Annotated in this window: 9 protein-coding genes; 4 read left to right on the top strand and 5 right to left on the bottom strand. The window is 71.2% G+C overall.

What is annotated here, in order from left to right:
- Window positions 1-44 precede the first annotated feature (44 nt).
- Both ABTY62_RS24315 and ABTY62_RS24310 read right to left on the bottom strand, forming a co-directional pair.
- Window positions 45-1,628 carry a glycosyl hydrolase 53 family protein gene (locus ABTY62_RS24315; RefSeq protein ID WP_352131545.1) on the bottom strand — a complete coding sequence of 528 codons (1,584 nt, stop codon included), beginning with the start codon at window positions 1,626-1,628 and terminating at the stop codon, window positions 45-47.
- A gap of 43 nt (window positions 1,629-1,671) precedes the next feature.
- Window positions 1,672-3,669 carry a beta-galactosidase gene (locus tag ABTY62_RS24310; protein ID WP_352131544.1) on the bottom strand — a complete coding sequence of 666 codons (1,998 nt, stop codon included), beginning with the start codon at window positions 3,667-3,669 and terminating at the stop codon, window positions 1,672-1,674.
- Window positions 3,670-3,816: 147 nt separating this feature from the next.
- On the opposite strand from ABTY62_RS24310, the gene ABTY62_RS24305 reads away from it, so the two are divergent.
- Genes ABTY62_RS24305 through ABTY62_RS24290 form a run of 4 tightly spaced genes read left to right on the top strand, consistent with a single transcriptional unit; the run spans window position 3,817 to window position 7,983 of the window.
- Entirely contained in the window at window positions 3,817-5,130 is a 1,314-nt protein-coding gene (locus ABTY62_RS24305; RefSeq protein WP_352131543.1) for an ABC transporter substrate-binding protein, read from the top strand.
- Complete coding sequence (locus ABTY62_RS24300; RefSeq protein ID WP_352131542.1) at window positions 5,127-6,062, top strand: carbohydrate ABC transporter permease; 936 nt, start codon at window positions 5,127-5,129, stop codon at window positions 6,060-6,062. The genes ABTY62_RS24305 and ABTY62_RS24300 overlap by 4 nt, the downstream gene beginning before the upstream one ends.
- On the top strand, window positions 6,059-6,910 hold the full coding sequence (locus ABTY62_RS24295) for a carbohydrate ABC transporter permease (protein ID WP_352131541.1): 852 nt from the start codon (window positions 6,059-6,061) through the stop codon (window positions 6,908-6,910). The genes ABTY62_RS24300 and ABTY62_RS24295 overlap by 4 nt, the downstream gene beginning before the upstream one ends.
- A gap of 35 nt (window positions 6,911-6,945) precedes the next feature.
- Entirely contained in the window at window positions 6,946-7,983 is a 1,038-nt protein-coding gene (locus ABTY62_RS24290; RefSeq protein WP_352131540.1) for a LacI family DNA-binding transcriptional regulator, read from the top strand.
- A 97-nt stretch (window positions 7,984-8,080) separates the two neighbouring features.
- Here the strand turns inward: ABTY62_RS24290 and ABTY62_RS24285 are convergent, their stop codons facing one another.
- The 3 genes from ABTY62_RS24285 to ABTY62_RS24275 form a co-directional block, all read right to left on the bottom strand.
- A complete protein-coding gene (locus ABTY62_RS24285) occupies window positions 8,081-9,517 on the bottom strand; it encodes an FG-GAP-like repeat-containing protein (protein ID WP_352131539.1) in 1,437 nt (478 codons plus the stop codon).
- An 87-nt stretch (window positions 9,518-9,604) separates the two neighbouring features.
- Entirely contained in the window at window positions 9,605-10,705 is a 1,101-nt protein-coding gene (locus tag ABTY62_RS24280; protein ID WP_352131538.1) for a CobW family GTP-binding protein, read from the bottom strand.
- Window positions 10,706-10,772: 67 nt separating this feature from the next.
- Entirely contained in the window at window positions 10,773-11,420 is a 648-nt protein-coding gene (locus ABTY62_RS24275) for a TetR/AcrR family transcriptional regulator (RefSeq protein WP_352131537.1), read from the bottom strand.
- Window positions 11,421-11,905: the final 485 nt, after the last annotated feature.

Below are 11,905 nucleotides of genomic sequence, written 5' to 3'. Positions count from 1 at the left end.
CGTCCGTCAACATATCCGGCGGCACCACACGGTTTGGATCGGGGTCAGCGGTGGCCGAACCAGTCCATCGCGGGCAGGGCCTTGTCGCCGTAGTCGAACAGCGCCTGGTTCTCCCAGGCGTTGCCGGAACCCGGGTCGGTGGGGTCCCAGCCGCTGCCCTTGACCGCGGTCCAGGCCGGCTCCCAGTAGACGACGCCGAGCCCCCGGCCACCCGGCACCGCCTCCACCACGTTCATCACATCGCGCAGGTTGGCGGCCTGCCCGGCGGGGGTGGCGGGGTAGCCGTCGACGAGCTGGTCGGCGGTGGCGATGTTGTTCGCCAAGCCGTCGTCGTTGGCGAGGGTGTGGGCGTAGGCGGTCTCGGCGACCAGCACCGGCTTGCCGTAGCGGGCCGCCACATCGTCCAGGTTGGCCTGGAGATCGGACAGCGGGCCGTGCCAGTAGCCGTAGTACGACAGGGCGATGACGTCGAACGGCACCCTCTGCGCCACCGCCTGGTCGAACCACCACCTCGTGCCCCCGTTGTCCCCGCCCTTGGCCAGGTGCAGCGCGACCTTGGTGTCGGACGAGACGGCCTTGGCCGCGTTGGCACCGGAGGTGAGCAACCCGGCGAGTTGCGAGAAGTTGCTGGTGGAGCCCTCGGGCCAGAGCATGCCGCCGTTGATCTCGTTGCCGATCTGGACCATGTCGGCCGTGGTGCCCTGCGCCTTGAGCGCGCTGAGCACGTCGTAGGTGTGGTCGTACACGTCCTGCTTGAGCCGGCTGTAGTCGTGCCCGGCCCAGGCGGCGGGCTTGGTCTGCTTGCCGGGGTCGGCCCAGGTGTCGGAGTAGTGGAAGTCGATCAGCAGCTTCATGCCCTGGGCCTTGGCCCGCTTGGCCATGGCCAGCACCCTGGCCTTGGTGTTGTAGCCGTCGGCCGGGTTCACCCACACCTTCAGCCGCGCGTAGTTCATGCCGGAGGCGCGCAGGATGGCCAGGGCGTCGCCGCTCGTGCCGTTGGCGGAGCGGTAAGTGGCGCCGAATGCCTCGTTCTTGGCGAGGGTGGACACGTCCCCACCCGTGATCGCGAGCCCCGTGCCGCCTTGGGCGAAGGTGAGGTCGTCCAGGTTGGCCCACTCCCCCGCGTGGGCGTCGGAGTTGAGGCTGATGGTGCACTGGCCACTGGTGACCGTGACCGAGGTGACCAGGCGGATCCACCTGCCGTTCGGGGTCGGCGGCAGATCGGTGCGCTGCTCGGCGCCGCCGCAGTCGCGCAGGGCGAGGTACGCGGCGTTCTGTCCGCCGCTGGAGCGCACCCAGGCGGTGAGGGTGTACGTGCCGTTGGCGAGGCCGGAAAGATACTGGTAGGTCTGCACCTTGTACGCCGAGGAGGACCAGTGGGACAGCCGGTAGCCACCGCTGTGGCCGCCGGCCTCGGAGTAGGAGGCGTTGTTGTTGCCGGTGGCGGAGTAGGTGCTCCAGCCGGACGGGGTGGCGGTACCGGTGCCGTCGGCCTCGAATCCGGTGTTGGCCAGGGTGCTCGCGGCGTGTGCGGCCGGCGCGGGGAGCGCGGTCAGCAGCAGCGCGCCGAGGGCGGGGAGCGCGGCGGTTCGCAGCAGGGTGCGGGTGGTGCTCCGTATGTCGTGCATCGTCGAGTCCCTTCGACAATGAGCGAGTGGGGGTATGGGCAGTTCAGCCGTCCAGGCGCAGCACGCGGACGGTGCCCGAGGGCACCGCGAGGTGTCCGGCGCTGCGCTCGCCGGTGAGCAGTTCGGTGCCGGGCGTGGGGTGGGGCACCTTGGCGTCGGTGTCGCCGTGGTTGATCGCGAAGAGGTAGCTGCCGCTGTCGCCGGTGCGGTGCACCACCTCCACGTCGCGGGGCAGGTCGGGGCGGTCCGCGAGGCCCGCATCGGCGCAGACGGGGGCGAGCAGGGTCGCCAGGTCGTGGGAGGCGAGCCGGGTGGAGAGGTACCAGGCGGTGCCCCGGCCGAGCCGGTGGCGGGTGACGGCGGGGTGGCCTGCGGCGAAGCCGTCGGCGTAGGTCCACACGGTCTCGGCGCCGCGCTCCACCACGATCTCGGACCAGACGTCGCCGGTGAGTTCGGCCCCGCCAGGACCGGTCAGGCGCACCCGCCCGCCCTCGGTGAGCGGGGAGAACTCCTCGACCACCAGGCCCAGGACGTCGCGCAGCGCGCCGGGGTAGGGGCCGGGGTGCACGGCGTCGTGTTCGTCGACGATGCCGGAGAAACAGGAGACGATCAGGGTGCCGCCGCCCTCGACGTACGCGCGCAGGTTGTCCCCGGCGCGTGCGGTGGCGAGGTAGAGGGCGGGCACGACGACGAGCGGATAGCCGCTCAGGTCGGCCTCGGGGTGGGCGAAGTCGACGGTGAGGTGGCGGTCGTAGAGGGCCTCGTAGAAGCTGTCGGCGCGTTCGCGCGCGTCCAGGTCCTCGCTCGGCCGCCACTCCAGCCGCTGCGCCCACCAGGACTGCCAGTCCCAGACCATCGCCGCGTCGGCCACCGTGCGGCTGCCCCGCACCTCGCCCAGCTTGGCGAGGTCCGCCCCGAGCGCCACGACCTCGCGCCATACCCGGCTGCCGGTGCCGGCGTGCGGGAGCATCGCCGAGTGGAACTTCTCCGCGCCGCGCCGTGACTGGCGCCACTGGAAGAACAGGGCACCCTCGGAGCCGCGGGCCACGTGCCCCAGGCTGTTGCGGGCCATCTCCCCGGGCCGCTTGGCGGGGTTGCGCGGCTGCCAGCTGACGCCGCTGGTGGAGTGTTCGAGCAGCAGCCAGGGCGCGCCGCCGGCGACGGAGCGGGTCAGGTCGGCGGCCATGGCGAGGTTGACGTGGGTGCGACGGCCGTCGGTGATCAGATAGTGGTCGTTGGTGACCAGGTCGACCTCGCGGCCCCAGGCCCAGTAGTCGGCCGAGTCGCACTGGCTGAGCGCGGTCATGAAGTTGGTGGTGACCGGGATGCCCGGGGACAGCCGGCGCAGGATGTCGCGCTCGGCGGTGAAGTTGGCGCGCATGGTGGCGTCGGCGAAGCGGGCGTAGTCGAGCCGCTGGGCGGGGTTGGCGACGGTGGGGGTGGCGCGCGGCGGGTTGATCTGCTCGAACGCGCCGTAGCGCTGGCCCCAGAAGGCGGTGCCCCAGGCGTCGTTGAGCGCGTCCAGGGTGCCGTAGCGCTCGCGCAGCCAGTGGCGGAAGCCGTCCGCGCAGGTGTCGCAGTAGCAGGCGCCCACCGGCACTCCGTACTCGTTGTGCACGTGCCACAGGGCGAGCGCGGGGTGGTCGCCATAGCGCCGGGCGAGCTGTTCGGTGATGGCGGCCGCGGCCCGGCGGTAGGCGGGCGAGCTGTGGCAGATGGCGCCGCGTGAGCCGAACTCGTAGCGCACGCCCTCCCGGCTGACCGGCAGGGCCTCGGGGTGGGCGCGGTAGAACCAGGCGGGCGGGGCCACGGTGGGCGTGCCGAGGTCGACGGCGATGCCGGCCTCGTGGAGCAGGGCCAGCAGCCGGTCCAGCCAGCCGAAGTCGTGGCGTCCGGGCTCGGGTTCCAGCAGCGCCCAGGAGAAGATACCGACGCTGACCATGGTGACCCCGGCCTCGCGCATCAGCCGGACGTCCTCGGGCCAGAGGGATTCGGGCCACTGCTCGGGGTTGTAGTCGCCGCCATAGGCGAGGCCGACCATCAGACCTCCACTCCTGGGAATCGCTGGGAACGTGCACAGACCACAGAGCAGCGGCCGCCCCCAGATAACCGCATGGCTACGAGCATTGACAAGCGTCATCCATGTTTCTCTACTGTGAACGCTCACAGATCGCCCAGGGAGGCATTCGTGAACCATCACCCCGTCAACCTTCGTTTCGTCGCGGTATCGGTCGCGGCCGCCTTGTCGGCCACCGGCCTGCTCACCGGCTGCGGTTCGTCCGACGACTCGGCCGATTCGAACGGTCCGGTCGAGCTGACCTACTGGGCCTGGGCACCCGACCTCGACAAGGTCGCGGCGATCTGGAACAAGGACCACCCGGACATCAAGGTGACGGTCAAGAAGCAGGCGTCCGGCGACGACCTCGTCACCAAGATCATCACAGCCGCCAAGGCACACAAGGCCCCGGACCTGGTGCAGGCCGAGTACCAGGCGCTGCCCACCCTGGTCAGCAACGACGTCCTGGCCGACATATCCGGTCAGGTGGGCGACGCCGAGGGCGAGTTCCCCGCGGGCGTCTGGCGCCAGGTGACCCTCGGCTCGGACGCGGTCTACGCCCTGCCCCAGGACTCCGGGCCGATGATGCTGTACTACCGCAAGGACCTGTTCCGGCAATACGGCCTCCAGGTCCCCACCACCTGGGCGGAGTTCGCGGCCACCGCCCGCAAGCTCAAGGAGAAGGCCCCCGACAAGGCCCTCACCACCTTCTCCGCCAATGACTCCGGGCTGTTCGCGGGCCTCGCCCAGCAGGCCGGCGCCAGTTGGTGGACCACCCAGGGCGACAAGTGGAAGGTGGCCATCGACGGCGCCGCCACCCGCAAGGTCGCCGACTTCTGGGGCGGCCTGGTCAAGGAGGGGGCCATCGACAACCAGCCGATGTACACCCCGGCCTGGAACAAGGCGCTCAACACGGGCAAGCAGATCGCCTGGGTCAGCGCGGTGTGGGCCCCCGGCACCCTCAAGACCGCGGCCCCCGACACCCAGGGCAAGTGGGCCATGGCACCCCTCCCCCAGTGGAGCGAGGGCTCGAACTGGACCGGCAGCTGGGGCGGCTCCTCCACCGCCGTCACCAACGACAGCGCGCACAAGGACGCCGCCGCGAAGTTCGCGAAGTGGCTCAACACCGACCCGAAGGCGGTCGCAGCGCTGGTGAAGGAGAGCGACGTCTACCCGGCCGCCACCGCCGCGCAGACCGGCGACGCGCTGAAGAAGGCGCCCGACTTCTTCCCCGGCCAGCCCGACTTCTACGCCGAGGTCGCCAAGATCACCGAGGGCATCGCGCCCGCCGCCTGGGGGCCGAACGTCAACGTCGCGTACGCGTCCTTCAACGACAACTTCGGCAAGGCCGCCAAGAACAAGTCCGATTTCGGCGCCGCGCTGGCGGCCATGCAGCAGGCCACCGTCGCCGATCTGAAGAAGCACGGCTTCGAGGTCGCCGAGTGACCCTGCGCCCTCTGGGGCACGGTCCGCGCCGCGCCCCCTATGTCTTCCTCCTCCCCGCGATCCTGCTCTTCGCAGGCCTGTTCGCGCTGCCCATCGGCTACGCCCTCTACCTCAGCCTCCGCAAGATCGACGTCAAGGGCCTGGGCCTCGGCAAGGGCTCCCGTGAGGAGGTGTGGGCCGGTCTCTCCAACTACACCGACGCGCTGCACGACCCGGAACTGCTCGACGGCGCCCGGCGCGTCCTCGGCTACGGCCTGATCGTCGTGCCCACGATGCTGGGCCTGGCCCTGCTGTTCGCGCTGCTGCTCGACGCCGACCGGCGGGGCCGCAAGGACACCCTGCTGCGCGGGTTCTCACGGCTGGCGATCTTCCTTCCGTACGCGATCCCCGGCGTGGTCGCCGCGCTGCTGTGGGGGTTCCTCTACCTGCCCGATGTGAGCCCGTTCCACTATCTGCTCGGCAAGGCGGGGCTGCCGCGGCCCGAGCTGCTGGACGGCGGCGGACTCTATGCGTCCATGTCCAATATCGCGGTGTGGGGCGGCACCGGCTTCAACATGATCGTGATCTACACCTCGCTGCGCTCCATACCCGCCGAGGTCTACGAGGCGGCCCGGCTCGACGGGTGCTCCCAGCTCCAGATCGCGCTGCGCATCAAGATCCCCATGGTGACCCCGTCCCTGGTGCTCACCTTCTTCTTCTCGATCATCGCCACCATGCAGGTGTTCAACGAGCCGACCACCCTCAAACCGCTCACCAACTCGGTCTCCACCACCTGGAGCCCCCTGATGGTGGTCCATCAGAAAGCCTTCGTCGAGGGCGATGTGTACGCGGCCGCCGCCACCTCGTTGATCATCGCGGTCGTCACCCTGGTCCTGTCCTTCGGTTTCCTGCGGGTCGCGGGCGCCCGCACCCGCCAGGGAGGCTCCCGATGAGCACCACCACGGCCGTCCGCGCCCGCCCCTCCTGGATCCCCACCGCCCTGCTGCTGCTCGGCGCCGTCTACTGTCTGCTGCCGGTCGCCTGGGTCGTGATCGCCTCCACCAAGAGCGGACCCGAGCTCTTCTCCACGTTCACCTTCCTGCCGGGCAGCGGGTTCGCGGACAACATCGCCGACCTGTCCGCGTACCGCGACGGCGTGTACTGGAAGTGGATGGCCAACTCGCTGCTGTACGCGGGGCTCGGCGCGCTGCTGTCCTGCGCCGTCTCGGCCCTGTCCGGCTACGCCCTGGCGCGCTACCGGTTCCGTGGCCGCGAGGCCATCTTCAACATCCTGCTGACCGGTGTGCTGATGCCCCCGGTGATCCTCGCCGTGCCGCAGTACCTGCTGCTGGCCGAGGCCGACATGGCCGACACCTATCTGTCGGTGCTGCTGCCGAACATCCTGTCGCCGTACGGGATCTATCTGACGCGGATCTACGCGTCCGCGGCCGTCCCCGCCGAGATGGTCGAGGCGGGGCGGATGGACGGCGCGGGAGAGTGGCGGATCTTCCGCTCGGTGGCGCTGCCGATGATGCGGCCCGGCCTGGTCACGGTCTTCCTCTTCCAGTTCGTGACCATCTGGAACAACTTCCTGCTGCCGTACATCATGCTGGGCGACGACGAGAAGTTCCCGGTCACCCTGGGGCTGTTCACGCTGCTGCGGCAGGGCGCCGCCACCCCGGCCCTGTACACCCTCGTCATCACCGGAGCGCTGCTGGCGATCATCCCGCTCATCGCGCTGTTCCTGGTCATCCAGCGGTTCTGGAGTCTGGATCTGCTCTCCGGGGCCGTAAAGTCCTGACCGACGAAGCGATGTCTGGAGAGATAAGAACGCGCATGAGCCGCACCGGCAACAGCACCCCCGGCCGACGACGGCCGCCGACCATCCATGACGTGGCGCGCGAGGCCGGAGTCTCGCGCGGCACCGTCTCGCGCGTCCTCAACGGCGGGCACTATGTGAGCCCGGCGGCGCTGGAGGCGGTCAACGCCGCCATCCGCAGGACCGGCTATGTCGTCAACCGGCACGCCCGTTCGCTGATCACCGGCCGGTCGGACTCGGTGGCCTTCCTGCTCACCGAGCCGCAGGAGCGGTTCTTCGAGGACCCCAACTTCAGTGTGCTGCTGCGCGGCTGCACCCAGGCGCTGGCCGCGCACGACATCACGCTGCTGCTGATGAGCGCGAGCGACGAGCCGGAGCGACGGCGGATCATGCGCTTCCTCACCGGCGGCCATGTCGACGGGGTGCTGCTGGTCTCCAGCCACTCCGGCGACCCGCTCGCCACCCGGCTGCGGAAGGCCGGGGTGCCGCTCGTGGCCTGCGGCAAACCGCTGGTCCCCGGCCCGGGGATCGCCTACGTCGCCGCCGACGACCGGGCCGGGGCCCGCGACATGGTGCGCCATCTGCTGGACAGCGGGCGCCGCCGCATCGCGACCGTCACCGGCCCGCTGGACACCCCCGGCGGCGTCGACCGGCTCGCCGGATACCGCGAGGAGCTCGCGGCAGCGGGCCTGGCAGCGGACGAGGAGCTGGTGGTCTCCGGCGACTACAGCCGCGCCGGCGGCGAGCGGGCGGCGGCCGGGCTGCTGGAGCGGGCGCCCGACCTGGACGCCGTCTTCGTCGCCTCGGACCTGATGGCCCAGGGCGTGCTGACCGCGCTGCGGCGGACCGGGCGGCGGGTGCCCCAGGACGTCGCCGTGGCCGGGTTCGACGACTCCCCCGCCGCGCTGGCCGCCAGCCCGGGCCTGACCACGATCCGCCAGCCGTGGGAGCGGATCACCGCCGAGATGGTGCGGGTGCTGCTGGCGCAGATCGGCGGCGAGAAGCCGTCCGGGGTCATCCTCCCCACCGAACTCGTGATCCGGGAATCGGCCTGAGGCGCTGAGGCGCGGGCGCCGTGTGTGCCGCGGCGCCCGCGCCCCTCCCGCCGTGCGGCCGGGTGGCCGGGTGGCCGGGTGGCCGGGTGGCGGCGCGCTACCGCGCGAAGCCGCGGCCCAGCTGCGCGCCCGCCTCGGGGCCACCCAGCGCGTTCGGCCCGAAGGAGACGATCCCGGTGGTGGTCAGCCCGCCCGTGCCGCCGCGCAGCACCCAGGCCGCGCCGCTCGAGGTGTAGGTGCCGTCCTCGTCGGGCGCGCCGACGGCCAGGTCGTCCTTGCCGTCGCCGTCGGTGTCCCCGAGCCGCACGGCCGCACCGAAGTGGTCCCCGGCCTCCGCGACGCCCGGGACGCCCGCGGTGTCCTGGGTGAACGCCTGGGCGCCGGTACCGCTGAGGCCGCCCGCGCCGCCGTAGAGCTGGACGACGCTGCCCGCGTCCACGCCGCCGTCCAGGTCCTCGTACGGGATGCCGACCGCGACGTCCGCGTATCCGTCGCCGTTGACGTCACCGGCGCTCAGCGAGTAGCCGAACTGGTCGCCGTCCTCGTTCACCCCGGGCACGCCCGCGGTGTTCTGGTCGATGACCTTGGTGCGGGTGGCGCCGGGGCCGCTCGCGGAGCCGTAGAGGACCTTGATGGTGCCGTGGTCGTACGGCAGGTTCTCCACCACGTTGCCGGGGACGGTCCGGATGATCAGGTCGGCGTAGCCGTCCTTGTCGACGTCGCCGATGGTGCCCGAGGCGGCGTGGTCGATCCGGGTCGACGCCGAGCCCAGGCCGCTCGCGCCGCCCTTCCAGTACAGGCTCGACTCGGACATCTCCTCGAAGGCGTGGGTGGTGACCAGGTCGTCGGAGCCGTCGCCGTTGATGTCGCCCGCGACCATCTCGGTCGGGCCGAAGGTGCGGCCCGTATTCAGGGTGTTCGCGGTGGCCGCGGCGCCCTGGCGGGTGAACGGGCCGTACAGGACGCGCAGTTCGCCCTCGCCGGTGCCCTCCGCGACCAGGTCGGCGTGGCCGTCGCCGTTGAAGTCGCCGCCGGCCAGGAGCCCGTCGTCGGTGCTGGTCGCGTCGGACAGGGCGGTGCCGCCCGTCAGCCCGCCCGCCGAGCCCCACAGGACGGTGACGGGCGAGTCACCGGAGGACTGAACGGCCAGGTCGGTGTAGCCGTCGCCGTCCAGGTCCCGGGCGACCGTGCGGTAGCCGAACCAGGTCTCGGCCGCCGGGTCGCCGGGGACACCCGCGGTCGCCCGGCTGATGATCTGCCGGTGGGTGGTGTCCGCCCCGGTGGCCGAGCCGTAGACCACCGCGACATAGCCGGCGCGGGTCTTGCCGCCGACCGTGGCGGCGGGGGCCGAGACGACGAGGTCCGGGTGGCCGTCCTTGTTGAAGTCGGCCCGCGGCGCGGCCCCGGCGAGGGAGGTGCCGGTGGCGCCCCGCTCGGCGGCGCCCGCGGCCGAAGCGGACAGTAAGGCCGGGGTGGTCACGAGTGCGGCCACCATCGCGCAGCGCACGGCGGTGGCAATGGAGCGATGACGCACAAGTCCTCCTGCTGTTGGTACAGGGTTCATCTCGGGTACACCCTGGAGGACTGCCGATCGGCGGCGACGGTTGTGCGCCGGGCGCGATCAATCTGTGCGTGACGCGTCGGCCGGGCCGGGCTCCTCGACGTCCGGCTCATCCACGCCCAGCTCGTCCGTCCGCTCCTGGACGTACCGCAGGACACCCATCATGTGCTGGTCGGCGAAGGCGTCCGGGGCGGCGGCCACACAGCCCGTCAGCTCCTTGGTGAGGGCCTCGGCGTCGATTCCGGCGCCGATCATCACCAGTTGGGTCATCCGCGCCTCACCGGGCGCCCACTCCGAGGGATGGAAGCGGAGGTAGGAGCCGACCGCGTGCAGGGCGAACTTCCGGTCGTGGCCCGGGGCGGCGAAGTGGATGAACCCCTTCATCCGGTAGAGCCCGGCGGGCCGGCCGTCGAGGAACTCCAGGAACCGGCGTGGGTCGAGCGGCCGGTCGGCGGTGAACTCCACGCTCTGGTACGCGTGGTGGAGGTGTTCGTGCCAGTCGTGCTCGTCCGTGCACACCTCGGCGAAGGAGAGCTGGCGGTACCGCTCCCCGCCCGGTGCGCCGGGGCCGCGGTCGAAGAGGAAGCCGGGGTCCACGCGCCCGTGTTCGGCGGTGACCACGGGGGCGCCCGGGGCGATGCGGGCCAGCGTCTCCAGCACCCGGGCGCGCTCCTGCTCCGAGACCCGGTCGGCCTTGTTGAGCACCACGGCGTCGGCGGCGCGCACATGGCGGTCGAGCTCCGGGTGGCGCTCGCGGGTGTTCTCGAACTCCGCGGCGTCGACGACCTCGATCAGCCCGCCGTACAGGATGTGCTCGTTCTCGCTGGAGAGCAGCGTACGGATCATGCTCTGCGGCTCGGCGAGGCCGCTGGCCTCGATCACGATGACCTCGATGCCGAGCGACGGCTCGGTGAGCCGGGCCAGCATCCCGTCCATCTCGGTGGAGTCCGCGGCGCAGCACAGACAGCCGTTCTCGATCGGGATCATGGAGTCGACCTGGCCGGCGACGGCCATCGCGTCGATGTTGATGCTCCCGAAGTCGTTGACGATGACCCCGATGCGGGTGTCCACGCTGCCGCGCAGCAGGTGGTTGAGCATGGTGGTCTTTCCGGAGCCCAGGAAACCAGTGACGAGAACGACCGGGATCCGCCTGGTGGTCAAGGTTGCGACTCCGTTGCAGCGATGCGTGTGCGGCGACTCATGGGGGGTGTGGTTGAGGCCGCTCATCCTATCCGGCGTACGGGGCGAGCCCGGACCGCAGCATGGCGAAGGCCCGGTCGGCGGCGGCCACCGCGCCCGGGTGGACCTCGTCCGCGGTCGCGCCGGCGTCGATCCGGCGCCAGTTGTCCAGGGCGAGGATCCGCTGGACCGCGATGATCTGACCCGCCGCGAGCCGCGGCGTCAGGTCGTCCGGCTCGCCGCCCCCCGTCGGCGCCGCGCCCAGTGCCGCGGCCAGCGCCGCCTCCGATCTGCTGACGTAGTCGAACAGCCGGGCCACCAGGCTGGGCGTCCCGTACAGCAACCGGTGGTACACCAGGACACCCTCCTCGTCGCTCAGGCCGGTGACCGGGTCGCGCCGCTCCAGCCCGGTCAGGAAGTGCTGCCGCAGCGCGGCCAGGGGCGACTGCCCCGCCGGGCGGTCCCGCACCACCCGGCCCGCCTCGTCCTCGTGGTCGGCGAACCGGTGCAGCACCAGGTCCTCCTTGGTCGGGAAGTAGCGGAAGAGGGTGGGCTTGGACACCTCGGCCGCGGCGGCCACATCGGCGACGGACACCTGGTCGAAACCGTGCCGCAGAAACAGGGAGATCGCCGTTTCGGAGATCGTCCGGTACGTCCGCTGCTTCTTGCGTTCCCGCAGGCCCGTCTCACCGCTCATGGGACGCAACCGTAACCCCCGCAGGGGCGATGACCAGTCTCGGCCACGCGCGCCGCCCCGGCGGTCGAACGGTTCCTCGTCCGCAGCCGTGCTCGCTCCACCGCCAGGTCGGCATCAACTCCGCAAGCCATACGATTCCGCGCCACGGGACTCTAGTGGGATCCTGGCCGACTTGCGCCTGTCAGCCGTCTTCCGCAGCCACCCGCCGGGTCCTTAAGCTCTCAACAAGAGAGACGGCTGATGCACCTGTGCCACACGATGCCCGTGTGACCCGGGCCGGGCCCCGCGCACCACGATCAGCGCCGAGCGCCGACTCTTCGACACACACGGCTCACCGCCTGCCCCACACCCGCCGCCCCTGGCGAGCTCCGGCACGTTCAGTCGAATTTCAAGTCGAACACTGCACGATATACCGAACATCTGGCTTGGCACGCCGGACACGTGCGCCCCCATGCCCGGACAAAGCGGCACACACCGGCGGTTGG

This window comes from Streptomyces sp. NPDC097640 (genome assembly GCF_040302705.1).
Classification (GTDB): Bacteria; Actinomycetota; Actinomycetes; order Streptomycetales; family Streptomycetaceae; genus Streptomyces.
This window is presented reverse-complemented; position numbering and strand designations above follow the sequence as displayed.

Coding starts and splice junctions, on each gene's coding strand:
- ABTY62_RS24315 (WP_352131545.1), bottom strand. CDS start 1,628: ATGCACGACATACGGAGCACCACCCGCACCCTGCTGCGAACCGCCGCG.
- ABTY62_RS24310 (WP_352131544.1), bottom strand. CDS start 3,669: ATGGTCGGCCTCGCCTATGGCGGCGACTACAACCCCGAGCAGTGGCCC.
- ABTY62_RS24295 (WP_352131541.1), top strand. CDS start 6,059: ATGAGCACCACCACGGCCGTCCGCGCCCGCCCCTCCTGGATCCCCACC.
- ABTY62_RS24290 (WP_352131540.1), top strand. CDS start 6,946: ATGAGCCGCACCGGCAACAGCACCCCCGGCCGACGACGGCCGCCGACC.
- ABTY62_RS24275 (WP_352131537.1), bottom strand. CDS start 11,420: ATGAGCGGTGAGACGGGCCTGCGGGAACGCAAGAAGCAGCGGACGTAC.